Consider the following 25,178-nt stretch of genomic DNA (forward strand, 5'->3'; position numbering starts at 1 on the left):
CCCCCCCCCCCCCCCCCCCCCCCCCCCCCCCCCCCCCCCCCCCCCCCCCCCCCCCCCCCCCCCCCCCCCCCCCCCCCCCCCCCCCCCCCGCCGGCGAACGGCCGCTCAGACCGCCAGCCGGTGGCAGTAGGCGGTCCGCTCGCCCCGCGGTGTGATCACCGTCTCCGCGCGCCGCATTCCCAGCCGCCGGGTCACCGCCAGGGACCGCTCGTTGCGGGCGTCCACCATCGCGACGACCTCCCGCACCCCGGCGGCGCGTACGGACTCCAGCGCCGCCCGCGCCGCCGCGGTGGCGTACCCCTTGCCCCAGTAGGCGCGGCCCAGCCGCCAGCCGATCTCCGTCTCCCCGGCCGGGCCCCACTCCCAGGGCCACGGCTGCGCGCCGGTGAAGCCCATGACCGCGCCGTCGGCCGGGTCCAGCAGGGTGTAGAGGCAGTACCCCAGCTCCGCGTGATGTCTGCGCTGCCGCGCGGTCAGCTCCTCGTACACCGACAGTTCGGCCGCGATCCCGCCGTGGAATTCCATGACTTCGGGGTCCTTGAAGACCTGGTGCCAGTGCCAGGCGTCCTCCTCGGTGGGCACGCGCAGCTCGACAGCCGGGAGCGGTGTATTCATCGGCCAACCCTTCAGGATCTGATCACCAAGGCCCCCATAGACTGCACGTGCCCAGTGCCGGTCGGCACCCAGATATCCAGATATCGACTTCCGGGAGACCCCGCCGTGACCGAGTCCGCGTCCGTGACCGAGCCCGTGACCACGCCCCGATCGGAGCACAGCGCGGATGTGATCGTCGTCGGTGCCGGGCCCGCCGGCTCAGCGACCGCCTACCATCTCGCCAAGTCCGGGCTGGACGTCCTCCTCCTGGAGAAGACCGCGTTCCCCCGCGAGAAGGTGTGCGGCGACGGCCTGACCCCGCGCGCCACCAAGCAGCTCGTGGCCATGGGCATCGACATCTCCGAGGAAGCCGGCTGGCTGCGCAACAAGGGCCTGCGCATCATCGGTGGCGGCTCCCGGCTCCAGCTCGACTGGCCGGATCTCGCCTCGTTCCCCGATTACGGACTGGTCCGCAAGCGCGACGACTTCGACGAGCAGCTCGCCCGGCAGGCGCAGAAGGCGGGCGCGCGGCTGTACGAGCGCTGCAACGTCGGCGCCCCGATCATCGACGAGCTGACCGGCCACATCACCGGCGTGCACGCCAAGCTCGGCGAGGCCGGGTCCGATGCGAAAGACAAGACCCCGGTCACCTTCCACGCGCCGCTCGTCGTCGCCGCCGACGGCAACTCCACCCGCCTCTCCCTGGCCATGGGCCTGCACCGGCGCGAGGACCGCCCGATGGGCGTCGCCGTGCGCACGTACTTCACCTCACCGCGCCACGACGACGACTACCTGGAGTCCTGGCTGGAGCTGTGGGACCGGCGCGGCCCGCAGGACCGGCTGCTGCCCGGCTACGGCTGGATCTTCGGCATGGGCGACGGCACGTCCAACGTCGGCCTCGGCGTGCTGAACACCTCAGACTCCTTCAAGGAACTGGACTGGCGCGAGGTCCTCAAGGCGTGGTGCGCCTCCATGCCCGCCGACTGGGGCTACACCCCGGAGAACATGACCGGCCCGATCCGGGGCGCCGCCCTCCCCATGGCCTTCAACCGCCAGCCGCACTACACCAAGGGCCTCCTGCTGGTCGGCGACGCCGGCGGGCTGGTCAACCCCTTCAACGGCGAGGGCATCGCGTACGCCATGGAGTCCGGCGCCATCGCCGCCGAGGTCATCGTCCAGGCGCACGCCCGGCAGACCTACGCGCAGCGCGAGCTGGCCCTGCACCGCTACCCGAAGATCCTCAAGGAAACCTACGGCGGCTACTACTCCCTGGGCCGCGCCTTCGTGAAGCTCATCGGCAACCCCAAGGTCATGAAGATCGCCACCCAGCGCGGCCTGACCCACCCCCTGCTGATGCGCTTCACCCTCAAGATGCTCGCCAACCTCACCGACCCCACGGGCGGCGACGCGATGGACCGCATCATCAACGGCCTGAGCAAGGTGGCCCCCAAGTCCTGACCATGCAAGACCGCCCGCCCGGGCCGGGGATCGGCGGCCGGGCGCGCGGCGGTTGAACTCTCAGACGTTGACGATCTTCAGCTTCGGCGAGCCCGGAAGCTCCTCGGCAGCCTTGCACAGAGCCGGGATGTGCGACTTGTCGGAGGTGACGAGCAGCACCGGGGGTGCGCAAAGCGCGGCTGTGGCGACCACGAGTGCGTCCACGAGGCATTCGTGCCCGTCAAGGCCCGAGAGGTCCAGCAGCTTCTCCGCGGCATGTATCACCGCGTCGCTGACCGGCTTCACGTCGAACCGGGACAGCAGGAACTGGAGCCGCTTGGCGGCCTCCCCGGTTCGGCGCACCTCCAAAGGTGTCAGGACGGACAGTGCCACTCGTCTGCCGCTCTGCTGGGCGACCTCGATTCGCGCACGCATCGGCTCGTCGCCGTCGACGTGCAGGGAAAGCCCCTGGGCGTCCAAGACGAGCGTGCCTTCACTTTTTGCCTTGATCTTGGGGCGTTTGGTCACCACTCCTGTTCCGCCTGCCGCCGTGCTTCGGCGGAAACCGGGCCGAACGCCTCGCGGTCGGCTGCGACGACCTCGCGGAGCTTGGCAGTGGCGAGCCACTGCTCCAGGGCTTCGGCCACGACTGAGGAGAAGGCGTTCTTCCCGGTCCGCTCCTCAACTTCCTTGATCAACGACTGCGCCAGCGAGACGGATCTCTTACCGGCCCGCTCGGGTGCGGCGTGGGCTACGTGGCTGCTCATACCTAAAAACGTAACACCGCCGGTAGGAAAAATCTCGTGGGGGTCGCCGCACGTAATCGCCGCCGGCCGGCTCGACGTGGCGCGGGCCCGGAGAGCTCCGGACCCGCGCCGTCGCGTGCGGCGTTCCGGCCGCGGCGGGAGGGGTCAGCCGGCCGGTACGCGGGCCGGGGCCCGGCGGCGGGGTTCGGGGGCGGTCAGCCGGTCGGCGCCCGGCGGGACCTGCACGGCCGCGAAGATGGCGTTCTGCTTCTCCTGGAGTTCGCGGACCCGCTCGGGCGGAGTGCCGGGCAGCCGCTGTTCCTCGTACAGCTTGTGTGTCTCCAGTTGTGCGGCCTTGCTCTGCGGGGTGTGGAACTGGACCTCGAAGAGCTGGCCGGAGCGCGGGGCGCGCCAGGCGGAGTTGATCGCCTTGTAGCCCGCGGCGCGGTGCCAGGTGTTGGCCCAGCGGGTGCTCTCGTTGCCCCAGTTGGAGAGCAGCCCGGCCGCGGTGGCGGCGCCGGTGGTGTAGGTGAGGGCCGGCCACTGGAGGGTGAAGCGGACCGAGTCGTTGATCATGGACAGCGCCTCCTCCACCGACTGGCCCGGGGTTTCCCGCATCCAGGTGGCGACCTTGCGCTTGAGCGAGTCGGGGGACTTCAGCCGGTGGTCGAAGCCGACCAGTTCGGCGTTGCTGAGCCGGGCGGCGGCGCGTACCTGGGGGCTGATGGAGCGCTCGGCCGTGCGGGCGCGGGCGGCGAACGCGTCGACCTTGTTGTTGTCGGCGGCGTTCAGCGCCAGTCCGTCCTGGCGCCAGCCGCCGTCCGGATCGGTGTCGGCCCGGCCCGCCGGGGCGGCCGTGACCGGGGCCGAGGCGGTGGCCGCGCTGGTGGTGTGGATCGCGCCCAGGCCGAGGGCGGTGGCGAGCGCGGCGGCGGTCGCGGCGCGGGTGACGAGGCGGCGGGGGGTGAAAGAAGTGCTCATCGGTGTGCGGGGTCCCTCTCGCTACGGGTACCGCATGACACTTACGGGTCATTTGCGCGGCATGTGACGAGAACTGCAACGGTGTCCCCGGCCATCGGTAGCTGTGGCACGGCCAGTTGGCGCATACCTGGCCAAAACACGGCGTCGAACGGCGCGAATCGGTTGCCACCGCGCGGCGGCGGCAACGAAAAACCGCCCCTCCCGAGCGGTGGGAGGGGCGGTCCGTGCGGCGGTCTCAGAGGACGCGTACCGCGCCGGTCGGCTGGTCGTAGTCGAGCGGGCGCTCGACGATGCCGGTGCTGGAGTTCTGCGCACCGATGAAGTTGCCGTTACCGACGTAGACACCCACGTGGTAGGCGCTGCCCGCGCTGCCCCAGTACAGGATGTCGCCGACCTGGAGGTTGTCCAGGCCGACCTGGGTGCCGGCGGTCGACTGGTCCTGCGAGACGCGCGGCAGGTCGATGCCGATCTGGCTGAACGCGGCCTGGGTCAGGCCGGAGCAGTCGTACGCGGACGGGCCGGTGGCACCCATCACGTACGCCTTGCCGAGCTGCGCCTTGAGGAAGGCGACGAGCGTGGCGGTGCTGCCGGTGGCGGAGGAGGCCGACGGCGTGGAGACGGCGGAGAGCGTCGAGCGCTCGGCGGAGCGCGAGGCGCGGGCCTGGGCGGCCTCCTTGGCCTCCCGGGCCTCCTGGGCCTTCTTCTTGGCCGCGGCCTTCGCCTTGGCCTCAGCGGCGGCCTTGTGCTTCTGCGCGGTCTTGGCGGCGTGCGTCAGGGCGTCTTCCTGGAGCGCCTGACGCTCGTAGGTGAACGCGACCTGCTGCGCGGCGTCGGCGCTCTTGGCGGCGCTGGTGGCCAGCGCCGTCGTGATGGTCGGCATCTCCTGCGTTTCGGAGACGGGCTTCTCGGCGGCGTTGGCCGGCACGGTCGCGCCGGTCACCGCGAAGGTGAGGATGCCACCGGTCACTCCCGCACGCAGTGCCCGCGAGGACGCGGAACGGCGGGGCTTCCGGTGGCTGGGTATGAGTGCGTTCGGGGACATGGCACCACGGCTATCAGGCGCCGGAGGTTGCTGCCAAGAAAGGTGCAGTACGCCACACTTGACGCGTACGCGTCGAACAAAACGGACTTTTGACTGCGCGCGGACCCGCCGGCGCGATGTCCGTATTTCGCGATCATGTTCCTACGCACGGCATTTGCAGCCCGATGCGGTCTCCGGAGGCACTTATCACCTCCCCATCCGCCACGCCAAGGCTTCCCGGCCGTCAAGGACTCAGGCCCCTAAATAGCGTGGGATAGGTCACTCTTGAGTGTCCGTTATGTTCCCGTGACCTGTCGGCGGGTGCCGCGCTCGTGAACGCGGGCACGTACGGACGATCACGGTCGGGTCACGGCCGGGCCGCCCCAGTCGGCCTGCGGCTTATAGCAGTTGGGCCGGTCCAGCGCCAATTTGCTTGCACGGTCCACCTCTTGATAGTGGCGCGTGCCCTCTGACCAGCGGTAACCCGGGTGAATGTCACCTCTCGTGATCACTCGCGCGCTTCGCGTATGAAGATCACCGCTGATCCGACTTCATGATCGTTCGCCGGGTGGTGGAGATCACAAAGGCGTTGTCGCACCCCGTGTCGCAGATCACAGATCGACGGGCATAAGATGCAAGCGGTTCGGGCTTGTGAACTGCCTCACATGTGCACGATCTTCACCGGGGCGGCCAAGGGCCCGAGCGGACCGCCATCCAGTCATCGTCGACTGAAGGGAGCGAGGACGGTGAACGCTTACGCGCCCATCCTCGTACTGGGAGCCCTCGGGGCAGGCTTTGCGATCTTCTCTGTCGTCATGGCCACGCTCGTCGGACCCAGGCGCTACAACCGGGCCAAGCTCGAGGCGTACGAGTGCGGAATCGAGCCGACCCCGCAGCCGTCCGGCGGCGGTCGCTTCCCGATCAAGTACTACCTGACGGCGATGCTGTTCATCGTCTTCGACATCGAGATCGTCTTCCTCTATCCCTGGGCCGTCACCTTCGACGCCCTGGGGCTGTTCGGGCTCGTCGAGATGCTCCTCTTCGCGCTCACCGTCTTCGTCGCCTACGCCTATGTCTGGCGTCGTGGCGGCCTGGAATGGGACTAGGGGCCACCAATGGGACTTGAAGAGAAGCTGCCGAGCGGCTTTTTGCTGACCACTGTCGAGCAGGCCGCGGGCTGGGTGCGCAAGTCATCGGTCTTCCCCGCGACCTTCGGCCTGGCCTGCTGCGCCATCGAGATGATGACCACCGGCGCCGGGCGCTACGACCTCGCCCGCTTCGGCATGGAGGTCTTCCGCGGCTCACCGCGGCAGGCCGACCTGATGATCGTGGCCGGCCGGGTGAGCCAGAAGATGGCGCCCGTGCTGCGGCAGGTCTACGACCAGATGCCGAACCCGAAATGGGTGATCTCCATGGGCGTGTGCGCCTCGTCGGGCGGCATGTTCAACAACTACGCGATCGTCCAGGGCGTCGACCACATCGTCCCCGTCGACATCTACCTGCCGGGCTGCCCGCCGCGCCCCGAGATGCTGCTGGACGCCATTCTCAAGCTCCACCAGAAGATCCAGGACACCAAGCTCGGGGTCAACCAGCGCCAGGCGGCGCACGAGGCGGAGGAAGCGGCCCTCAAGGCGCTCCCGCTGATCGAGATGAAGGGGCTGCTGCGGTGACCGAGCCGAAGAACCCCCAGAACCCCCAGCCGCCCGACGCCACGAGCGGAAACGTCCCCGCGCCGCGCGACGACGCCGGCGAGGTGATCGCCACCCGCCGCGGCATGTTCGGCGCCGACAACGGCGGCGACACCTCCGGTTACGGCGGCCTGGTCCGCACCGTACGGCTGCCCGGCGCCACCTCCCGCCCCTACGGCGGCTGGTTCGACGAGGTCGCCGACGAGCTGGAGGGCGCCCTGGACGAGCGGGGCCTGGTCCCCGAGAACGTCATCGACAAGACGGTCGTCGACCGCGACGAGATCACCTTCCACATCGAGCGCGAGTACCTCCCGGCCGTCGCCAAGATCCTGCGCGACGACCCGGCGCTGCGCTTCGAACTGTGTACGGGCGTGAGCGGGGTGCACTTCCCCGGCGACAAGGGCCGCGAGCTGCACGCCGTCTACCACCTGCGCTCGATCACCCACAACCGGCTGATCCGGCTGGAGGTCTCCGCCCCCGACGCCGATCCCCATGTGCCCTCGCTCGTGGAGGTCTATCCGACCAACGACTGGCACGAGCGCGAGACCTACGACTTCTTCGGCCTCGTCTTCGACGGGCACCCCGCGCTCACCCGGATCATGATGCCCGACGACTGGCAGGGCTTCCCGCAGCGCAAGGACTACCCGCTCGGCGGCATCGCCGTCGAGTACAAGGGCGCCCGTATCCCGGCTCCCGACCAGCGGAGGTCGTACAGCTGATGGCAACTCCCCACGCGCAGCGTCCCCACGCGGCGGCCCGCGAGACGACCGAGGGCCCGGTCTACACCGTCACCGGCGGCGACTGGGACGAGATCGCCGCGGCGGCCGCCAGGTCCGACGACGAGCGGATCATCGTCAACATGGGGCCGCAGCACCCCTCCACGCACGGCGTGCTCCGGCTGATCCTGGAGATCGACGGCGAGACCGTCACCGAGGCCCGCTGCGGCATCGGATACCTCCACACCGGCATCGAGAAGAACCTCGAATACCGGACCTGGACCCAGGGCACCACCTTCGTGACGCGGATGGACTACCTCACGCCGTTCTTCAACGAGACGGCGTACTGCCTGGCCGTGGAGAAGCTGCTCGGCATCACCGACGACATCCCCGACCGGGCCACCGTCATCCGCGTGATGCTCATGGAGCTCAACCGCCTCTCCTCCCACCTGGTGGCCATCGCCACCGGCGGCATGGAACTGGGCGCCACCACGATCATGATCTACGGCTTCCGCGACCGCGAGCTGATCCTCGACCTGTACGAGCTGATCACCGGGCTGCGGATGAACCACGCCTACATCCGCCCCGGCGGCCTCGCCCAGGACCTGCCCGCCGGCGCCGTCGACCAGGTGCGCGCCTTCGTCAAGAAGATGCGCAAGAACCTCCCCGAATACGACAAGCTCGCCACCGGCAACCCCGTCTTCCGGGGCCGCATGGAGGGCATCGGCTACCTCGACCTGGCCGGCTGCCTGGCCACCGGCGCCACCGGCCCGGTGCTGCGCTCCGCCGGGCTGCCGCACGACCTGCGCAAGACACAGCCCTACTGCGGCTACGACACCTACGACTTCGAGGTGCCGACCGCCGACACCTGCGACTCCTACGGCCGGTTCCTGATCCGGCTGGAGGAGATGCGCCAGTCGCTGCGGATCGTCGAACAGTGCCTGGACCGCCTGGCGCCGGGGCCGGTGATGGTCGCCGACAAGAAGATCGCCTGGCCCGCCCAGCTCGCCCTGGGCCCGGACGGCCTGGGCAACTCCCTCGACCACATCAAGAAGATCATGGGCACCTCGATGGAGGCCCTGATCCACCACTTCAAGCTGGTGACCGAGGGCTTCCGGGTCCCGCCCGGGCAGACCTACGCGGCGGTCGAATCCCCCAAGGGCGAACTCGGCGTGCACGCCGTCAGCGACGGCGGCACCCGCCCCTACCGGGTCCACTTCCGCGACCCCTCCTTCACCAACCTCCAGGCCATGGCGGCGATGTGCGAAGGCGGCCAGGTCGCCGACGTCATCGTCGCCGTCGCGTCCATCGACCCCGTGATGGGAGGCGTCGACCGGTGAGTGACGTCCAGTTGGGGATGCCCGAACTCCCCGCCCCCGACTACCCCGCCGACGTACGCGCCCGGCTCGAAGCCGACGCCAAGGAGGTGATCGCCCGCTACCCCGGCTCCCGCTCGGCCCTGCTGCCGCTGCTGCACCTCGTGCAGTCCGAGGAGGGGCACGTCACCCGCACCGGCATCCGCTTCTGCGCCGAACAGCTCGGCCTGACCACCGCCGAGGTCACCGCGGTCTCGACCTTCTACACCATGTACCGGCGCAAGCCCAGCGGTGACTACCAGGTCGGGGTCTGCACCAACACCCTGTGCGCGGTGATGGGCGGCGACGCGATCTTCGACGAGCTCAAGGAGCACCTCGGCGTCGGCAACGGCGAGACCACCGAGGACGGCGCCGTCACCCTCGAACACATCGAGTGCAACGCCGCCTGCGACTTCGCCCCCGTCGTGATGGTCAACTGGGAGTTCTTCGACAACCAGACGCCCGAGTCCGCCAAACGGCTCGTCGACGACCTGCGGGCCGGGCGGACCGTCGAACCCACCCGCGGCGCGCCCCTGTGCACGTACAAGGAGACGGCCCGGATGCTGGCCGGGTTCCCCGACGAGCGGCCCGGCGCGGTCGAGGCGAGCGGCGGCGCCGGCCCCGCCTCGCTGGTCGGACTGCGGCTGGCCAAGGGCCAGGCCGTGCCCGGCCGCGGCGACCACGTCATCTCGCCGCGTACGTCCCGCCCCCCGCAGGACCAGCGCCCGGCCACCCACCCCAGCTCCCACGACGCACCGCAAGAAACCTCGGCCTCCGACTCTCACCACCCGGCCGGGCCCACAGCAGAGGAGGGGGAGTGATGACCGTGGCAACCGAGGATGGGGGCACCGCCCGGCCGGAGGTCGGGGAAGGGACGAGCCCGGAGAAGATCCTCGCGCCCGTTCTGTCCGCCTTCTGGGACGAGCCCCGCTCCTGGACGCTGGAGACCTACCGGCGCCACGAGGGCTACGAAGGCCTGCGCAAGGCGCTGGCGATGCCCCCGGACGACGTCATCGCCTACGTCAAGGACGCCGGGCTGCGCGGCCGCGGCGGCGCCGGCTTCCCCACCGGCATGAAGTGGCAGTTCATCCCGCAGGGCGACGGCAAACCGCACTACCTCGTCGTCAACGCCGACGAATCGGAGCCCGGGACCTGCAAGGACATCCCGCTCCTCTTCGCCAACCCGCACTCCCTCATCGAGGGCATCGTGATCGCCTGCCACGCGATCCGCTCCCACCACGCCTTCATCTACCTGCGCGGTGAGGTCGTGCCCGTCCTGCGGCGGCTGCACGAAGCCGTCCGCGAGGCGTACGCGGCGGGCTACCTCGGCAAGAACATCCTCGGCTCGGGACTCGACCTCGACGTCATCGTCCACGCCGGCGCCGGGGCCTACATCTGCGGTGAGGAAACCGCGCTGCTGGACTCCCTGGAGGGCCGCCGCGGACAGCCCCGGCTGCGTCCCCCCTTCCCGGCGGTGGCCGGCCTCTACGCCTGCCCCACCGTCGTGAACAACGTCGAGTCCATCGCCTCGGTTCCCGCCATCATGAACAAGGGCAAGGACTGGTTCCGCTCGATGGGCAGCGAGAAGTCCCCGGGCTTCACGCTCTACTCCCTCAGCGGCCATGTCACCAACCCCGGCCAGTACGAAGCCCCGCTGGGCATCACCCTGCGCCAACTGCTCGACATGAGCGGCGGCATCCGCCGCGGCCACCGCCTGAAGTTCTGGACGCCGGGCGGCTCCTCCACCCCCATGTTCACCGACGAGCACCTGGACGTCCCCCTGGACTACGAGGGCGTCGGCGCGGCCGGCTCGATGCTCGGCACCAAAGCGCTCCAGTGCTTCGACGAGACGACCTGCGTGGTGCGCGCGGTGACCCGCTGGACGGAGTTCTACGCGCACGAGTCCTGCGGCAAGTGCACCCCGTGCCGCGAAGGCACCTACTGGCTGGTGCAGTTGCTGCGCGACATCGAAGCCGGCAAGGGCCGGATGGACGACCTCGACAAGCTCAACGACATCGCCGACAACATCAACGGCAAGTCCTTCTGCGCCCTCGGCGACGGCGCCGCCTCGCCGATCTTCTCCTCGCTCAAGTACTTCCGCGAGGAGTACGAGCGGCACATCACCGGCAAGGGCTGCCCGTTCGACCCCGCCAAGTCGACCCTCTGGGCCGGCAACGACGCCCACCTGGGGGTGAATGCATGACCGTCACGACAAATGCCCCCCACAACGGGGGCGGCGAGGCGGCGATCCCGCCGGAAGACCTCGTCACCCTGACGATCGACGGCATCGAGATCTCCGTTCCCAAGGGGACGCTGGTCATCCGCGCCGCCGAACTCCTCGGCATCGAGATCCCGCGCTTTTGCGACCACCCGCTGCTGGATCCGGCGGGCGCCTGCCGGCAGTGCATCGTGGAGGTCGAGGGCCAGCGCAAGCCGATGGCCTCGTGCACCATCACCTGCACCGACGGGATGGTCGTCAAGTCCCAGCTCACCTCCCCGGTGGCCGAGAAGGCCCAGCGCGGCGTGATGGAGCTGCTGCTGATCAACCACCCGCTGGACTGCCCGGTCTGCGACAAGGGCGGCGAGTGCCCGCTGCAGAATCAGGCGATGCAGGTCGGCGACCCGGACTCCCGCTTCGAAGGCAGGAAGCGGACGTTCGCCAAGCCGGTGCCGATCTCCACGCAGGTGCTGCTGGACCGCGAACGCTGCGTGCTGTGCGCGCGCTGCACCCGCTTCAGCAACCAGATCGCCGGCGACCCGATGATCGAGCTGGTCGAGCGCGGCGCCCTCCAGCAGGTCGGCACCGGCGAGGGCGACCCCTTCCAGTCGTACTTCTCCGGCAACACCATCCAGATCTGCCCGGTCGGCGCGCTCACCTCCGCCGCCTACCGCTTCCGCTCCCGCCCCTTCGACCTGGTCTCCTCCCCGTCGGTGTGCGAACACTGCGCGGGCGGCTGCGCGACGCGCACCGACCACCGGCGCGGCAAGGTCATGCGCCGGATGGCGGCCAACGACCCCGAGGTCAACGAGGAATGGCTCTGCGACAAGGGCCGCTTCGGCTTCCGCTACGCCCAGCAGCGCGACCGGCTCGAACACCCCCTGGTGCGCAACGCCGGGAGCGGTGAGCTGGAGCCGGCGAGCTGGCCCGAGGCCCTGGAGGCCGCGGCCCGGGGCCTGGCGGCGGCCAAGGGACGCACCGGCGTCCTGACCGGCGGCCGGCTGACCGTCGAGGACTCCTACGCGTACGCCAAGTTCGCCCGCGTCGCGCTGGAGACCAACGACATCGACTTCCGGGCGCGGCCGCACAGCGCCGAGGAGGCCGACTTCCTGGCGGCCAGGATCGCCGGCCGCGGCCGCGACCTGGACGGCGAGGGCCTGACGTACACCGCGCTGGAGAAGGCGCCGGCCGTGCTGCTGGCCGGCATCGAGGCGGAGGAGGAGGCCCCCGGCGTCTTCCTGCGGCTGCGCAAGGCCCACCGCCGCGGTGGCGGCCGCACCTTCGGGCTGGCGGCGTACGCCTCGCGCGGCCTGATCAAGGCCGGCGGCACGCTGCTGCCCGCCGCGCCCGGTACCGAAACCGAATGGCTGGACGCGCTCGCGGACGGCGCCGGCCTGGAGGGCGAGGGCCGGGCCGCGGCCGAGGCGCTGCGGGCCGACGGCTCGGTGATCATCGTCGGCGAGCGGCTGGCGGCGGTGCCCGGCGCGCTGACCGCGGCGGTCCGCGCCGCGGCCGCCACCGGCGCCCGCCTGGTGTGGATCCCGCGCCGGGCGGGCGAACGCGGCGCCCTTGAGGCGGGCGCGCTGCCGGGCCTGCTGCCCGGTGGCCGGCCGGCCACCGACCCGCGGGCGCGCGACGAGGTCGCCGCCGCCTGGGGCGTGGCCGCGCTCCCGCACCGGCACGGCCGGGACACCGGCCAGATCATCGAGGCCGCGGCGACCGGCGAGATCGGCGCGCTGGTGGTGGCCGGCGTCGAGGTCGCGGACCTGCCCGACCCGGCCCGCGCGCTGACCGCCCTGGACGAGGTCGGTTTCCTGGTGAGCCTGGAGCTGCGGCCCACCCGGGTCACCGAGCGGGCGGATGTGGTCCTGCCGGTCGCCGCCGTCGTCGAGAAGGCCGGCACGTTCCTCAACTGGGAAGGCCGGGCGCGGCTGTTTGAGGCCGCGCTCAAGCCGGACCAGATGACCCGCCGGCATCTGCTGCCGGACGCCCGGGTCCTGCACATGCTCGCCGACGCGCTGGCCCGCGTCGAAGGCGGACACAGCCGCAACCTGCTCGCGCTGCCGGACCTGCGCGCGGTACGCCGTGAGCTGGACCGCCTCGGCGGCTGGAGCGGGCCGTACGCCGCCGAGCCGGTGGAGTCGGGGCGCCCGCTGCCCCGGCCCGAGGCCGGCCAGGCGGTACTGGCCGGGCACCGGCTGCTGCTGGACCAGGGACGGCTCCAGGAGGGCGACGAGGCGCTGGCCGGCACCCGGCACGCCGCCGTCGCCCGGCTCTCGCCGACGACCGCGCGGGAGACCGGCGTCAAGGACGGCGATCTGCTGGCGGTGTCCGGGCCGGCCGGCTCGGTGCGGCTGCCGTTGCAGGTCACGCCGATGCCCGACCGGGTGGTGTGGCTACCGCTGAACTCCGTGGGCGGGGGCGTCGCCGCCGACACCGGGGCGCGACCCGGTGACCTGGTGAAGGTCCGCGCCGTCTCCGGTACGCCGGAGCTGGCCAAGGAGGTGGACGCGTGATGCAGCGGCTCGACCAACTCGTCGCGGCGGGCGGGGCGCTGGCCCAGGAAGACCTGTCGATGTTCGGCCGCGATCCGTGGTGGCTCGTCGTCATCAAGGCGGTCTTCTGCTTCGCGTTCCTGATGCTGACGGTGCTGTTCTCGATCGTCTGGGAGCGCAAGGTCGTCGCCTGGATGCAGTTGCGGATCGGCCCCAACCGGCACGGTCCCTGGGGCATGCTCCAGTCCCTCGCCGACGGCATCAAGCTGATGCTGAAGGAGGACCTGGTCGTCAAGCGGGCCGACAAGGCGGTGTACGTCCTCGCGCCGATCGTGGCGGCCGTACCGGCCTTCATGGCCATCGCGGTCATCCCGTTCGGCCCGGCCGACAACGAGATCTCGATCTTCGGCCACCGCACCCCGATGCAGCTCACCGACCTGCCGATCGGCATCCTCTACATCCTGGCCACGGCCTCCGTCGGCATCTACGGCATCGTGCTCGCTGGCTGGTCCTCCGGCTCGACGTACCCGCTGCTCGGCGGGCTCCGCTCCTGCGCGCAGATGATCTCCTACGAGATCGCGATGGGCATGTCGTTCGCGGCCGTCTTCCTCTACTCCGGGTCGATGTCGACCTCGACGATCGTGGAATCGCAGCAGGACAGGTGGTACATCCTGCTGCTGCCGGTGTCGTTCATCATCTACATCGTGGCGATGGTGGGCGAGACCAACCGCGCGCCGTTCGACCTGCCGGAGTCCGAGGGCGACCTCGTCGGCGGCTTCAACACCGAGTACTCCTCGATCAAGTTCGCGATGTTCATGCTCGCCGAGTACATCAACATGGTCACCGTCTCGGCGGTCGCGGTCACCCTCTTCCTGGGCGGTTGGAAGGCGCCGTACCCCATCACCACGTTCTGGGAAGGCGCCAACCACGGCTGGTGGCCGCTGCTCTGGTTCGTCATCAAGGTGCAGTTGCTGCTGTTCTTCTTCATCTGGCTGCGCGGCACGCTCCCGCGCATGCGCTACGACCAGTTCATGAAGCTGGGCTGGAAGGTCCTCATCCCGGTCTCGATGGTCTGGCTGATGCTGGTCGCCACCGTCCGGGCGCTGAAGAACGAGGGCTACGGCTTCCAGCAGATCGTGCTGTACGTCGCCGGGGGCGCGGTCGCCCTGCTGCTGGTCTCCCTCGTCGTGGACTTCTTCCGGCGGGGCGAGAGGGAGGAAGAGCCCGACGGCGGCGAGGCGTTCGACCCGATGGCCGGCGGCTTCCCCGTACCGCCCAAGCCCGGCCAGAGCCTGCCACCCGTGCCACGACGGCGACCGCGCTGGGGTTCGTCCCGCGCGGCGGGCGCCGGTGGCGAGCGGGAGCTGATTGTCAGTGGCGGGGTGGACACTGTCAGTGACGAAAACGGAATCGACGGAAAGGGGGGCGACGGTGCCTGAGTTCCACAACCCCGTAGCCGGCTTCGGCGTGACCTTCAAGGCCATGTTCAAGAAGCGGCTGACCGAGCAGTATCCGGAGGAGAAGAAGCCGACGGCGCCCCGCTTCCACGGCAGGCACCAGCTCAACCGCCATCCGGACGGGCTGGAGAAGTGCGTCGGCTGCGAGCTGTGCGCCTGGGCCTGCCCGGCGGACGCGATCTACGTCGAGGGCGCGGACAACACCGACGAGGAGCGCTACTCCCCGGGCGAGCGGTACGGCCGCGTCTACCAGATCAACTACCTGCGCTGCATCCTGTGCGGTCTGTGCGTGGAGGCCTGTCCCACCCGCGCCCTGACCATGACCAACGAGTACGAACTCGCCGACCGGTCCCGCGAATCGCTCATCTACACCAAGGAGGAGCTGCTCGCGGGCCTTCAGGAGACGATGGTCGACACGCCGCACGCGATCTTCCCCGGCATGACGGAGAAGGACTACTACAACGGCCTGGTGACCGAGGCCGCGCCCGGCACGGTCCGCCAGCCCGCCGTCTCCAAGGGCGCGGCACCGCAGGAAGCCGCCGCCACGACCGGTCCGAACGAACCCGCCGCGGGGGAGGTGACGGGGCGATGACTCCCCTCGCCGCCGCCATGACCTCCACCGGGGAGGCCGTGCAGTTCTGGGTCCTGGGCATCGTCGCCGTCGTCGGCGCGCTGTGCACGATCTTGCTGAAGCGGGCCGTCCACAGCGCGCTGTCGCTGGCCGGGACCATGATCACCCTGGCGGTCTTCTACCTCGCCAACGGCGCGTACTTCCTCGGCGTCGTCCAGGTCGTGGTCTACACCGGCGCGATCATGATGCTGTTCCTCTTCGTCGTCATGCTCGTCGGCGTCACCGCGGCCGACTCCCTCAAGGAGACCCTCAAGGGCCAGCGGTGGCTCGCCGCCACCCTGGGCATCGGCTTCGGGATCCTGCTCATCGCCGGCATCGGCAACGCCTCGCTCAAGGAGTTCAACGGCCTGGCCGAGGCCAACGCCGGGGGCAATGTGCAGGGCCTGGCCGCCCTCATCTTCACCAAGTACGTCTTCGCCTTCGAGATCACCGGCGCCCTGCTGATCACGGCGGCCGTCGGCGCGATGGTGCTCACCCACCGGGAGCGCACGGAGCGCCCCAAGTCCCAGCGCGAGCAGGCCGAGGCCCGTGTCCGCGAGGGCAAGCAGGTGCCGCCGCTGCCCGCCCCCGGCGTCTACGCCCGGCACAACGCGGTGGACATCCCCGGCCTCCTGCCCGACGGCACCCCGTCCGAGCTGACGGTCAGTCCGACGCTGCGGGAGCGCGGCCAGGTCCGCGACGTCTCCGGCGAGTCCCTGGCCGCACTCAAGGCGCTGGAGCGGCGGTCGCAGGAGTGGCTGGGGCGGGAGTCCGAGCCGGAACCCCCGCCGTCCTCGGCGCCCGGGGTCGCGTCGCCCAAGGAGGAGGCCAAGAAATGAACCCGGTCTACTACCTCTACCTCGCCGCCCTGTTGTTCACCATCGGCGCGGCCGGGGTGTTGATCAGGCGGAACGCCATCGTGGTGTTCATGTGCATCGAGCTGATGCTCAACGCCTGCAATCTCGCCTTCGTGGCCTTCTCGCGGATGCACGGAAATCTGGACGGCCAGATCATCGCCTTCTTCACGATGGTCGTCGCCGCGGCCGAGGTCGTCGTCGGTCTGGCGATCATCGTGTCGATCTTCCGCACCCGTCATACGGCCTCGGTCGACGACGCCAGCCTGATGAAGCTGTAAGGGGTCGCACAAAGTGGAGAACTTGATCGCGCTGCTTGTCGCGGCACCGCTGGTCGGTGCGGCCCTGCTGTTGTGCGGCGGAAAACGACTCGACCGGGCCGGCCACTGGCTCGGCTCACTGTTCGCGGTGGCGTCGTTCGCCGTCGCGGTGGTGCTCTTCGCCGACATGCTCGGCAAGGGCGCCGAGGACCGCGCCCTGCACCAGCACCTGTTCAGTTGGATCCCGGTCGGCGGCTTCCGCGCCGACCTCGCCTTCCAGCTCGACCAGTTGTCGATGACCTTCGTCCTGCTGATCACCGGTGTCGGATCGCTGATCCACATCTACTCGATCGGCTACATGGAGCACGACGAGCGGCGCCGCCGCTTCTTCGGCTATCTCAACCTCTTCCTCGCGGCGATGCTGCTGCTCGTCATCGCCGACAACTACCTCCTGCTGTACGTCGGATGGGAGGGCGTCGGCCTCGCCTCGTACCTGCTGATCGGCTTCTGGCAGCACAAGCCCAGCGCGGCCACCGCCGCCAAGAAGGCGTTCCTGGTCAACCGCGTCGGTGACGTCGGACTGTCCATCGCGATCATGCTGATGTTCACGACCTTCGGGACGTTCGCCTTCGGTCCGGTGCTCGCCGCGACCGGCGACACCTCGGAGGGCAAGCTCACCGCCATCGGGCTGATGCTGCTGCTGGCCGCCTGCGGCAAGTCCGCGCAGGTACCGCTGCAGTCCTGGCTGGGCGACGCGATGGAGGGCCCGACCCCGGTCTCGGCCCTGATCCACGCCGCCACGATGGTCACCGCCGGCGTGTATCTGATCACCCGCTCCGGGGCGATCTTCAACGCCGCGCCGGACGCCCAGACCGCCGTCGTCGCCGTCGGCGCGGTCACCCTCCTGTTCGGTGCGATCGTCGGTTGCGCCAAGGACGACATCAAGAAGGCGCTGGCCGGCTCGACGATGTCGCAGATCGGCTACATGATCCTGGCCGCCGGCCTCGGTCCCGTCGGGTACGCCTTCGCGATCATGCACCTGGTCACCCACGGCTTCTTCAAGGCGGGCCTCTTCCTCGGCGCCGGTTCCGTGATGCACGGCATGAACGACGAGGTGGACATGCGCCGTTACGGCGGCCTGCGGAAGTACATGCCGGTCACCTTCATCACCTTCGGCCTGGGCTATCTCGCGATCATCGGCTTCCCCGGCCTGTCCGGCTTCTTCTCCAAGGACAAGATCATCGAGGCGGCGTTCGCCAAGGGCGGCACCGAGGGCTGGATCCTCGGCGGCGCGGCCCTGCTCGGCGCCGCGATCACCGCGTTCTACATGACGCGGGTGATGCTGATGACGTTCTTCGGCGAGGAGCGCTGGCGCAAGGCGCCGACCCCCTCACCCGCCGAACCGTCCGTCGAACCCGCCGCCGAGACTCGCGGCGAGTACACCCCGCCGGACCCGCACGAATCCCCGCGGGTCATGACGATCCCCATGATCGTCCTGGCCGTCGGATCGGTCTTCGCGGGCGGCCTGTTCAGCATCAACGAAGCCTTCGTGAAGTGGCTGGAGCCGGTCACGTCCTTCTCGCACGGCCGCTCCCCGCTCAGCGCCACCGCCGTCACCTCCGCCACGATCGTGGTGCTGGCCCTCGGCGTCGGCGCCGCCTGGATGATGTACGGCCGGCGCCCCGTCCCGGCCGTCGCCCCGCGCGGTTCGCTGCTGACCCGGGCCGCCCGCCGCGATCTGCTCCAGGACGACCTCAACCACCTGGTCCTGGTGCGCGGCGGCGAGCAGCTCACCCGCACGCTCGTCACGCTCGACCACTCCCTGGTGGACGGCGCGGTCAACGGCACGGCGGCCTCGATGGGCGGGCTCTCGGGCCTGCTGCGCCAGTTGCAGAGCGGCTTCGTCCGCTCGTACGCGGTCCAGATGCTGGGCGGGGCGGCCGTTCTCGTCGCCGCGACCCTGCTGATGAGGGGTGTCTGAGCCATGGCAGATCTTTCCTTCCCTCTGCTGACGGTGACCGCCGCGGTGCCGGCGATCGGCGCGATCGCCACCGCCGCGGTGCCCGCCGCCAAGCGCACCGCGGCCAAATGGTCGGCGCTGCTCTTCTCGCTGGCCACCCTCGTCCTGGCCGTGGTGATCGCGGTCCGCTTCCGGCCCGGCGCCCGCGGCCCCTTCCAGCTCACCGAATCGCACGCCTGGATCCGGGACTTCGGGGTCCGCTACGACCTCGGCGTGGACGGCATCGCGGTCGCCCTGATCGCCCTGACCGCGCTGCTGATCCCGTTCGTGATCCTGGCGGGCTGGCATGACGCCGACCCGCTGGAGGAGGACCGCCCCAACCGCCGCTGGCGGCCCACCCAGGGCTTCTTCGCGCTGATCCTGGCCGTCGAGGCGATGGTGATCCTCTCCTTCGAGGCCACCGACGTCTTCCTCTTCTACATCTTCTTCGAAGCCATGCTGATCCCGATGTACTTCCTCATCGGCGGCTTCGGGGACCGTGCCGGAGGGGACGGCGAGGACCGGTCCGCCACCCGGCGCTCGCAGGCCGCGGTGAAGTTCCTGCTCTACAACCTCCTCGGCGGCCTGATCATGCTGGCCGCGGTGATCGGGCTGTACGCCGTCACCGCCGACCAGCTCGGCACCGGCACCTTCTCGCTCCAGCAGATCGTCGAGGCCCGCGCGTCCGGCAAGCTGGACATCTCCACCGGCACCGAACGGCTGCTCTTCCTCGGCTTCTTCTTCGCCTTCGCGGTGAAGGCGCCCCTGTGGCCGCTGCACACCTGGCTGCCCGGCGCCATGGGCGAGGCGACGTCGCCGGTCGCGGTGCTGATCACCGCCGTGGTCGACAAGGTCGGCACGTTCGCGATGCTGCGCTTCTGCCTCCAGCTCTTCCCGGAGGCCAGTAGCTGGGCCACCCCCGTCATCCTGGTGCTCGCGGTGATCAGCGTCCTGTACGGCGCACTGCTCGCCGTCGGCCAGCGGGACATCAAGCGCCTGATCGCCTACGCCTCGATCTCCCACTTCGGCTTCATCATCATGGGCATCTTCGCCATGACGTCGCAGGGACAGGGCGGCGCGACGCTCTACATGGTCAACCACGGCATCTCGACCGCCGCGCTGATGCTGGTGGCCGGCTTCCTGATCAGCCGCCGCGGTTCGCGTCTGATCGCGGACTACGGCGGCGTGCAGAAGGTCGCCCCGATCCTCGCCGGGACCTTCCTCATCGGCGGCCTGGCCACCCTGTCGCTGCCCGGCCTGGCACCGTTCATCAGCGAGTTCCTGGTCCTGGTCGGCACCTTCAGTCGCTATCCGGTGATCGGCGTCATCGCCACCGCCGGCATCGTCCTGGCCGCGCTCTACGTCCTCGTGCTCTACCAGCGGACGATGACCGGCCCGGTGAAGGCCGAGGTGCGGACCATGCCCGACCTGCGGGTCAGGGAGCTGGTCGTGGTGACGCCGCTGATCGCGCTGCTGCTCTTCCTCGGTGTGTATCCCAAGCCGCTGACCGACATCGTCAACCCGGCGGTGGACCACACCCTGTCCGTGGTGGACGAGAAGGATCCCAAGCCCGCCGTGCGGGTGGACGCCGTGCCCGGCGCGGGCCGGCACGGCCACGCCGCGCCCGATCAAGACGTGGAGGCCGCGAAGTGAGTTCCGTGGCAAGTGTCCACAGCCTGTGGACAGTGGCGGCCGACGCACCGGGCAAGATCCCGGCGCCGCACATCGAGTACGCCCAGCTCTCCCCGACGCTGATCGTCCTCGGTGCCGCGGTGGTCGGCGTCCTGATCGAGGCGTTCCTGCCGCGCCGCGGCCGCTACCACGCCCAACTGCTGCTGTCCGTGGTGGCGCTGGCCGCCGCGTTCGCCGCGGTGATCGGCCTGGCGGCCGGCGGCTTCGGCTCGTCCAAGGCGCACATCGCCGCGATGGGCGCCCTCGCCGTCGACGGCCCCGCGCTGTTCCTCCAGGGCACGATCCTGCTGGTCTCCCTGGTCGCCGTCTTCACCTTCGCCGAGCGCCGGCTCGACCCGGTGGCGGAGGGCAACCGCGTGGACTCCTTCGCCCCCCAGGGCGGCGCCGTCCCCGGTGGCGAGGCCGAACAGGCCGCCGTCAAGGCCGGGTTCACCACCACCGAAGTCTTCCCGATCATGCTCTTCGCGGTCGGCGGCATGCTGGTCTTCCCGGCGGCCAACGACCTGCTGACCCTCTTCATCGCGCTGGAGGTCTTCTCCCTCCCGCTGTACATCCTGTGCGCGCTGGCCCGCCGCCAGCGGCTGCTGTCCCAGGAGGCGGCGGTCAAGTACTTCCTGCTCGGCGCGTTCTCCTCCGCGTTCCTGCTGTTCGGTGTGGCCCTGCTGTACGGCTACGCCGGCACGGTGACGTACGCCGGCATCACCGAGGTCGTCTCGGACGGCGCCAAGCAGATCGATCCGGCGCTGGCCGGCACGATGGGCAATGACGCGCTGCTGCTGATCGGCGCGGCGCTGGTGCTGATGGGGCTGCTGTTCAAGGTCGGCGCGGTCCCGTTCCACATGTGGACGCCGGACGTCTACCAAGGCGCCCCGACCCCGGTCACCGGCTTCATGGCGGCGGCCACCAAGGTCGCGGCCTTCGGCGCCCTGCTGCGCCTGCTGTACGTCGTCCTGCCCGGCCTGCGCTGGGACTGGCAGCCGGTGATGTGGGGCGTCGCGATCCTGACGATGCTGGGCGGCGCGATCGTCGCCATCACCCAGACCGACATCAAGCGGCTGCTGGCCTACTCCTCCATCGCGCACGCCGGCTTCCTCCTCGCCGGTGTCATCGCCACCAGCGAGGACGGCATCTCCTCGGTGCTCTTCTACCTCGCCGCCTACTCCTTCGTGACGCTCGGCGCCTTCGCCGTGGTCACCCTGGTGCGGGACGCGGGCGGTGAGGCCACCCAGTTGTCCAAGTGGGCGGGGCTCGGCCGCCGTTCGCCGCTGGTGGCCGCCGTCTTCGCCGTCTTCCTGCTGGCCTTCGCGGGCATCCCGCTGACGTCCGGGTTCGCCGGGAAGTTCGCGGTCTTCAAGGCGGCGGCGCAGAGCGGCGCGGGCTGGCTGGTCGTGGTCGGTGTGATCTCGTCGGCGATCGCCGCGTTCTTCTACATCCGGGTGATCGTCCTGATGTTCTTCCACGAGCCGAAGGCGGAGGGCCCGACCGTCGCGGTGCCCAGCCCGCTGACGGCGACGGCCATCGCGATCGGCGTCGCGGTCACCGTGGTGCTGGGCCTGGCGCCGCAGTATTTCCTGGACCTGGCCGGCCAGGCCGGGGTCTTCGTGCGCTGACCCCGGCGCCGCCGTACGGCACACCGCGACGGCCGCCGCCCGGACCCCTCTCGGGGCCTGCCGGGCGGCGGCCGTCGCGCGCTGCGGGTGGCCGGCGGTCAGCCGCCGTCGGGCATGCCGCTCGGCAGCTCCGGCATGTCCGGGATCTTCACACCGCTGTCGGTGGACTTGGTGTACTTCTCGGTGGGCCCGTTCTTCCAGTTCACGGTCAGGCTCTTGCCGTCGGCGCCGGGCTTGAGCGTGCCCATCGTGCGGGTGGTGTCCCCGTCGGTGCACTTCAGCGCGGCCATGGTCATGCCGGCCAGCTCCTGGACCTTGCCCAGGCAGGCGGCCTTGTGGCCGTTGCTGAGGGCGACGGTGCCCTTGGTGATGGCGAGGATCAGCGTGCCGTCGGCGGACTTGGCCTCCCAGGCACCCTCGAAGGCCTTGGCGTCCGTGGGCTTGTCCCCGCCCTGCGGAGTCGACGGCGCGGTCTCCGGCTGCTTGCTGGGAGTGCTGTCCTTGCCGCTGTCGCCGCTGCTTCCGCAACCGCTGAGCAGCATCGCGGCGATGGCGGCCGCCCCGGCGATCTGCGCTGCCTTGCGCACGTTCGTCTCCTCCGTTGTGGGACAGGGAGACGTGAGGCTAGCAGCCGGCCGGCGGGCCCGTCCGGCACCGAGCACGCGGGGCTTCCCGGGGGCGGCGCGGTCGTGGCCGGGGCCGTGGCGAGCCGGGGAGCCGACCGGCCGGCAGAAGCCCGCCCAGCCGGCCCCTGGCCCCGTCCAGCCGACCCCCCCGCTGCGCTCGCCGGTAACCCCGCCGTCAGGGTGCCTCGCCCGCCGGGGCGGCGGTCGCGGGGAGGACGCGGCCGGTGACCTCGCCCAGGCCGATCCGGGCGCCGTCGGGGCCCGGTGCCCAGGCGGTGAGGGTGACCTCGTCGCCGTCCTGGAGGTAGGGGCCCTTGCCCTGGGTGAGCTCCAGGAGGCAGCCGAGCTGGTCGGGCTCGGGCCCGGACACCGTCCCGGAGGCGAACAGGTCGCCGGTGCGCAGCGAGGCGCCGTTGACGGTCATATGGGCGAGCTGCTGGGCGGCCGTCCAGTACATCGCGGAGAACGGGGGCCGGGAGACCGTCTCGCCGTTGATGTCCACCTCGATGCGCAGATCGATCCCGCCCGGTTCGGCGGCGGAGTCGTCGAGGTAGGGCAGGAGCGGCAGGTCGCGGGCGGGCGGCCGCGTACGGGCCTCGTCGAAGGCGTCGAGGGGGGTGATCCAGGCGGACACGGAGGTCGCGAAGGACTTGCCGAGGAAGGGGCCGAGCGGCACGTACTCCCATGCCTGGATGTCGCGCGCGGACCAGTCGTTGACGAGGCAGACGCCGAAGACGTGGTCGCGGAAGCCGTCGAGGGCGACGGGTTCGTGGAGCGCGGAGGGCGTGCCGACGACGAAGCCGATCTCCGCCTCGATGTCGAGACGGGTGGAAGGGCCGAAGGACGGCGCCGGGTCGGCGGGCGCCTTGCGCTGGCCGTTGGGCCGTACCACCGGGGTCCCGGTGACGACGACGGTGCCGGACCGGCCGTGGTAACCGATCGGCAGATGCTTCCAGTTGGGCGTCAGCGCCTCGCCGTCCGGGCGGAAGATCCGGCCGACGTTGGTGGCGTGGTGCTCACTGGCGTAGAAGTCGACGTAGTCGGCGACCTCGAAGGGGAGGTGCGTGGTGATGTCGGTGAGCGGGCGCAGGAGGGGCGCCACGGCGGTGCGGTGCGCCGGGTCCGTCAGGGCGGTGCGGACGGCCTGGCGCACTTCGCTCCATACGGCGCGGCCGGCGGCCAGCAGCGGGTTGAGGGTCGGTGCGGCCAGCAGGTCGGCGTGCGGCGGCCGGACGGCGGCGGGCAGCGCGCTCAGGTCGAGGACGTGCCGGCCGTAGCGGACGCCGATGCGGCGCAGACCGGGCGCGTCGGCGGTGCTGAACACCCCGTAGGGGAGGGTGTGCGGGCCGAAGGGATCGCCTTCCGCCAGGTCGAACAGGTCGTCGAACGGGCTCTGCTCGGGCATGGACAGCTCCTCGCGTGCGTCGTCGCCGGTGGGCGGCCGGGCCGGCCGGGGTGGGTGTCCGGGCCGGCCGGGACGGTCGGTGGACCGGCCGCCCGTGGCCGGCCGGTCCGACGCTCAGGGTACGGGGGCGGGGCCGCGGCGGGGCGGGTGATTCACGCGGACGACGGGTGGCCGGTGCGGGCCGTTCCGAGGGGCCGTGAGCGGCTCGCGGCGGCCGTCCCACGGGCCGGGGCGCTTCCGACGTGGTTCGAGGGGCGGGCGCTCACGGTGATCCAAGAGCGACCGGATACGCTGGCCAATGGTGGAGACAGCGACAGATCGACATTCCGTTTGATCGTCAGCAGACAGGAGTACCCCTCGTGACCGTCGTCGGGCCCTTCGGGCTGAGCGTGCGGGACCAGGCTCTTGAGGCCGATGTCCAGGCCGGGTTGGCGGCTGTCGAGGAGGGCCTGCTGGAGGCCACCAAGAGCGACGTGCCGTTCATCACCGAGGCCGCGCAGCATCTCGTGCGCGCGGGAGGCAAGCGGTTCCGGCCGCTGCTGGTGATGCTGGCCGCGCAATTCGGTGACCCGTACACCCCCGGTGTGGTGCCCTCGGCCGTCGTCGTGGAGCTCACGCACCTGGCCACGCTCTATCACGACGACGTGATGGACGAGGCGGACGTGCGCCGCGGTGTGGCCAGCGCCAACGCCCGCTGGGGCAACTCCGTCGCGGTCCTGACCGGCGACTTCCTCTTCGCCCGCGCCTCGCACATCCTCGCCGACCTCGGGCCCGAGGCGGTCCGGATCCAGGCCGAGGCGTTCGAGCGCCTGGTGACCGGCCAGATCCTGGAGACCGCGGGCCCGCGCGACGGCCGCGACCCCGTCGACCACTACCTGGACGTCCTGGCCGGCAAGACCGGCTCGCTGGTCGCCGTCGCGTGCCGCTTCGGCGCGATGATGTCGGGCGCCGAGGAGTCGACCGTCAACATCCTCACCCAGTACGGCGAGCGGCTGGGCACCGCCTTCCAGTTGGCCGACGACGTGTTGGACATCGCCAGCGATTCGCATGAATCGGGCAAGACGCCCGGCACGGACCTGCGCGAGGGCATCCCGACGCTGCCCGTGCTGCATCTTCGGGCGCGGGCCGAGAGCGACTCGGGTACGCCGGAGGACCGCGCGCTGTGCGAGCTGCTGGCCGGCGACCTCACCGACGACGCCCGGCATGCCGAGGCGCTGGCCGGGCTGCGCGCCCACCCGGCGCTCGAAGAGGCCCGGCGCGACACCGTGCGCTACGCCGAGGAGGCGCGGGCGCTGCTGGCGCCGCTGCCGTCGTGCATGGCCAAGACGGCCCTGGAAGGGCTGTGCGACGCGGTGGTGTACCGCGCGGGCTGATCCGGTGGCTTGTGCCGGCCGCGGTCCGGCCTCGCCTCCGG

23 protein-coding genes are annotated in these 25,178 nt (G+C 70.7%); 16 read left to right on the top strand and 7 right to left on the bottom strand.

The window, feature by feature from the left end; genetic code table 11:
- Nucleotides 1-105 precede the first annotated feature (105 nt).
- Nucleotides 106-615 carry a GNAT family N-acetyltransferase gene (locus tag ACZ45Z_RS27850; protein WP_468367927.1) on the bottom strand — a complete coding sequence of 170 codons (510 nt, stop codon included), beginning with the start codon at nt 613-615 and terminating at the stop codon, nt 106-108.
- A 105-nt stretch (nt 616-720) separates the two neighbouring features.
- Here ACZ45Z_RS27850 and ACZ45Z_RS27855 point away from each other — a divergent pair, with 105 nt between their 5' ends.
- Complete coding sequence (locus ACZ45Z_RS27855) at nt 721-2,052, top strand: geranylgeranyl reductase family protein (RefSeq protein WP_468367930.1); 1,332 nt, start codon at nt 721-723, stop codon at nt 2,050-2,052.
- 60 nt (nt 2,053-2,112) lie between these two features.
- Here ACZ45Z_RS27855 and ACZ45Z_RS27860 read toward each other — a convergent pair whose 3' ends face one another.
- The 4 genes from ACZ45Z_RS27860 to ACZ45Z_RS27875 form a co-directional block, all read right to left on the bottom strand.
- On the bottom strand, nt 2,113-2,559 hold the full coding sequence (locus ACZ45Z_RS27860) for a PIN domain-containing protein (RefSeq protein ID WP_468367932.1): 447 nt from the start codon (nt 2,557-2,559) through the stop codon (nt 2,113-2,115).
- Nucleotides 2,556-2,798, bottom strand: a complete 243-nt coding sequence (locus tag ACZ45Z_RS27865; RefSeq protein WP_468367934.1) for a hypothetical protein — start codon at nt 2,796-2,798, stop codon at nt 2,556-2,558. The genes ACZ45Z_RS27860 and ACZ45Z_RS27865 overlap by 4 nt, the downstream gene beginning before the upstream one ends.
- 144 nt (nt 2,799-2,942) lie before the next feature.
- The gene (locus ACZ45Z_RS27870; protein ID WP_468367937.1) at nt 2,943-3,758 is read right to left on the bottom strand and encodes an ATP nucleotide 3'-pyrophosphokinase; all 816 of its coding nucleotides are present in this window, start codon (nt 3,756-3,758) and stop codon (nt 2,943-2,945) included.
- 235 nt (nt 3,759-3,993) lie between these two features.
- Nucleotides 3,994-4,800 (bottom strand): C40 family peptidase, encoded by an 807-nt coding sequence (locus ACZ45Z_RS27875; RefSeq protein WP_468367939.1) that lies wholly within the window; start codon nt 4,798-4,800, stop codon nt 3,994-3,996.
- 725 nt (nt 4,801-5,525) lie between these two features.
- On the opposite strand from ACZ45Z_RS27875, the gene ACZ45Z_RS27880 reads away from it, so the two are divergent.
- Genes ACZ45Z_RS27880 through nuoN form a run of 14 tightly spaced genes read left to right on the top strand, consistent with a single transcriptional unit; the run spans nt 5,526 to nt 21,733 of the window.
- A complete protein-coding gene (locus tag ACZ45Z_RS27880) occupies nt 5,526-5,885 on the top strand; it encodes an NADH-quinone oxidoreductase subunit A (protein ID WP_030262580.1) in 360 nt (119 codons plus the stop codon).
- 9 nt (nt 5,886-5,894) lie between these two features.
- The gene (locus ACZ45Z_RS27885) at nt 5,895-6,449 is read left to right on the top strand and encodes a NuoB/complex I 20 kDa subunit family protein (RefSeq protein WP_468367943.1); all 555 of its coding nucleotides are present in this window, start codon (nt 5,895-5,897) and stop codon (nt 6,447-6,449) included.
- Complete coding sequence (locus ACZ45Z_RS27890; RefSeq protein WP_468367946.1) at nt 6,446-7,186, top strand: NADH-quinone oxidoreductase subunit C; 741 nt, start codon at nt 6,446-6,448, stop codon at nt 7,184-7,186. Before ACZ45Z_RS27885 ends, ACZ45Z_RS27890 begins: the two co-directional genes overlap by 4 nt.
- The gene (locus ACZ45Z_RS27895) at nt 7,186-8,523 is read left to right on the top strand and encodes an NADH-quinone oxidoreductase subunit D (RefSeq protein WP_468367949.1); all 1,338 of its coding nucleotides are present in this window, start codon (nt 7,186-7,188) and stop codon (nt 8,521-8,523) included. The genes ACZ45Z_RS27890 and ACZ45Z_RS27895 overlap by 1 nt, the downstream gene beginning before the upstream one ends.
- Nucleotides 8,524-8,540: 17 nt before the next feature.
- Nucleotides 8,541-9,359: an NADH-quinone oxidoreductase subunit NuoE gene (gene nuoE, locus ACZ45Z_RS27900; RefSeq protein ID WP_468368279.1), complete on the top strand. Its 819-nt coding sequence runs from the start codon at nt 8,541-8,543 to the stop codon at nt 9,357-9,359.
- The gene (gene nuoF / locus ACZ45Z_RS27905; protein ID WP_468367951.1) at nt 9,359-10,741 is read left to right on the top strand and encodes an NADH-quinone oxidoreductase subunit NuoF; all 1,383 of its coding nucleotides are present in this window, start codon (nt 9,359-9,361) and stop codon (nt 10,739-10,741) included. Before nuoE ends, nuoF begins: the two co-directional genes overlap by 1 nt.
- On the top strand, nt 10,738-13,272 hold the full coding sequence (locus ACZ45Z_RS27910) for an NADH-quinone oxidoreductase subunit G (protein ID WP_468367953.1): 2,535 nt from the start codon (nt 10,738-10,740) through the stop codon (nt 13,270-13,272). Before nuoF ends, ACZ45Z_RS27910 begins: the two co-directional genes overlap by 4 nt.
- Nucleotides 13,272-14,690: an NADH-quinone oxidoreductase subunit NuoH gene (gene nuoH / locus ACZ45Z_RS27915; protein WP_468368282.1), complete on the top strand. Its 1,419-nt coding sequence runs from the start codon at nt 13,272-13,274 to the stop codon at nt 14,688-14,690. The genes ACZ45Z_RS27910 and nuoH overlap by 1 nt, the downstream gene beginning before the upstream one ends.
- The gene (gene nuoI, locus ACZ45Z_RS27920; protein ID WP_468367955.1) at nt 14,683-15,300 is read left to right on the top strand and encodes an NADH-quinone oxidoreductase subunit NuoI; all 618 of its coding nucleotides are present in this window, start codon (nt 14,683-14,685) and stop codon (nt 15,298-15,300) included. Before nuoH ends, nuoI begins: the two co-directional genes overlap by 8 nt.
- Entirely contained in the window at nt 15,297-16,157 is an 861-nt protein-coding gene (locus ACZ45Z_RS27925) for an NADH-quinone oxidoreductase subunit J (protein WP_468367958.1), read from the top strand. The genes nuoI and ACZ45Z_RS27925 overlap by 4 nt, the downstream gene beginning before the upstream one ends.
- Nucleotides 16,154-16,453: an NADH-quinone oxidoreductase subunit NuoK gene (nuoK, locus tag ACZ45Z_RS27930; protein WP_393892757.1), complete on the top strand. Its 300-nt coding sequence runs from the start codon at nt 16,154-16,156 to the stop codon at nt 16,451-16,453. Before ACZ45Z_RS27925 ends, nuoK begins: the two co-directional genes overlap by 4 nt.
- 13 nt (nt 16,454-16,466) lie before the next feature.
- Nucleotides 16,467-18,413: an NADH-quinone oxidoreductase subunit L gene (gene nuoL, locus ACZ45Z_RS27935; RefSeq protein WP_468367961.1), complete on the top strand. Its 1,947-nt coding sequence runs from the start codon at nt 16,467-16,469 to the stop codon at nt 18,411-18,413.
- Between the two features lie 3 nt (nt 18,414-18,416).
- Nucleotides 18,417-20,084 (top strand): NADH-quinone oxidoreductase subunit M, encoded by a 1,668-nt coding sequence (locus ACZ45Z_RS27940; RefSeq protein WP_468367963.1) that lies wholly within the window; start codon nt 18,417-18,419, stop codon nt 20,082-20,084.
- Nucleotides 20,081-21,733 (top strand): NADH-quinone oxidoreductase subunit NuoN, encoded by a 1,653-nt coding sequence (gene nuoN, locus ACZ45Z_RS27945; RefSeq protein WP_468367965.1) that lies wholly within the window; start codon nt 20,081-20,083, stop codon nt 21,731-21,733. Before ACZ45Z_RS27940 ends, nuoN begins: the two co-directional genes overlap by 4 nt.
- 98 nt (nt 21,734-21,831) lie before the next feature.
- Here the strand turns inward: nuoN and ACZ45Z_RS27950 are convergent, their stop codons facing one another.
- The gene (locus ACZ45Z_RS27950) at nt 21,832-22,320 is read right to left on the bottom strand and encodes a hypothetical protein (protein WP_468367967.1); all 489 of its coding nucleotides are present in this window, start codon (nt 22,318-22,320) and stop codon (nt 21,832-21,834) included.
- Nucleotides 22,321-22,534: 214 nt separating this feature from the next.
- A complete protein-coding gene (gene fahA, locus ACZ45Z_RS27955) occupies nt 22,535-23,764 on the bottom strand; it encodes a fumarylacetoacetase (RefSeq protein WP_468367969.1) in 1,230 nt (409 codons plus the stop codon).
- Nucleotides 23,765-24,123: 359 nt separating this feature from the next.
- Here fahA and ACZ45Z_RS27960 point away from each other — a divergent pair, with 359 nt between their 5' ends.
- Nucleotides 24,124-25,137: a polyprenyl synthetase family protein gene (locus tag ACZ45Z_RS27960; protein ID WP_468367972.1), complete on the top strand. Its 1,014-nt coding sequence runs from the start codon at nt 24,124-24,126 to the stop codon at nt 25,135-25,137.
- Nucleotides 25,138-25,178 lie beyond the last annotated feature (41 nt).

The sequence above is a fragment of the Streptomyces sp. NPDC031210 genome (genome assembly GCF_055570395.1).

Coding starts and splice junctions, on each gene's coding strand:
- ACZ45Z_RS27910 (WP_468367953.1), top strand. CDS start 10,738: ATGACCGTCACGACAAATGCCCCCCACAACGGGGGCGGCGAGGCGGCG.
- ACZ45Z_RS27870 (WP_468367937.1), bottom strand. CDS start 3,758: ATGAGCACTTCTTTCACCCCCCGCCGCCTCGTCACCCGCGCCGCGACC.
- ACZ45Z_RS27865 (WP_468367934.1), bottom strand. CDS start 2,798: ATGAGCAGCCACGTAGCCCACGCCGCACCCGAGCGGGCCGGTAAGAGA.
- ACZ45Z_RS27875 (WP_468367939.1), bottom strand. CDS start 4,800: ATGTCCCCGAACGCACTCATACCCAGCCACCGGAAGCCCCGCCGTTCC.
- nuoK (WP_393892757.1), top strand. CDS start 16,154: ATGAACCCGGTCTACTACCTCTACCTCGCCGCCCTGTTGTTCACCATC.
- nuoH (WP_468368282.1), top strand. CDS start 13,272: ATGCAGCGGCTCGACCAACTCGTCGCGGCGGGCGGGGCGCTGGCCCAG.
- ACZ45Z_RS27885 (WP_468367943.1), top strand. CDS start 5,895: ATGGGACTTGAAGAGAAGCTGCCGAGCGGCTTTTTGCTGACCACTGTC.
- ACZ45Z_RS27895 (WP_468367949.1), top strand. CDS start 7,186: ATGGCAACTCCCCACGCGCAGCGTCCCCACGCGGCGGCCCGCGAGACG.
- nuoF (WP_468367951.1), top strand. CDS start 9,359: ATGACCGTGGCAACCGAGGATGGGGGCACCGCCCGGCCGGAGGTCGGG.
- ACZ45Z_RS27850 (WP_468367927.1), bottom strand. CDS start 615: ATGAATACACCGCTCCCGGCTGTCGAGCTGCGCGTGCCCACCGAGGAG.
- fahA (WP_468367969.1), bottom strand. CDS start 23,764: ATGCCCGAGCAGAGCCCGTTCGACGACCTGTTCGACCTGGCGGAAGGC.
- ACZ45Z_RS27940 (WP_468367963.1), top strand. CDS start 18,417: ATGGCAGATCTTTCCTTCCCTCTGCTGACGGTGACCGCCGCGGTGCCG.
- nuoE (WP_468368279.1), top strand. CDS start 8,541: ATGCCCGAACTCCCCGCCCCCGACTACCCCGCCGACGTACGCGCCCGG.
- ACZ45Z_RS27925 (WP_468367958.1), top strand. CDS start 15,297: ATGACTCCCCTCGCCGCCGCCATGACCTCCACCGGGGAGGCCGTGCAG.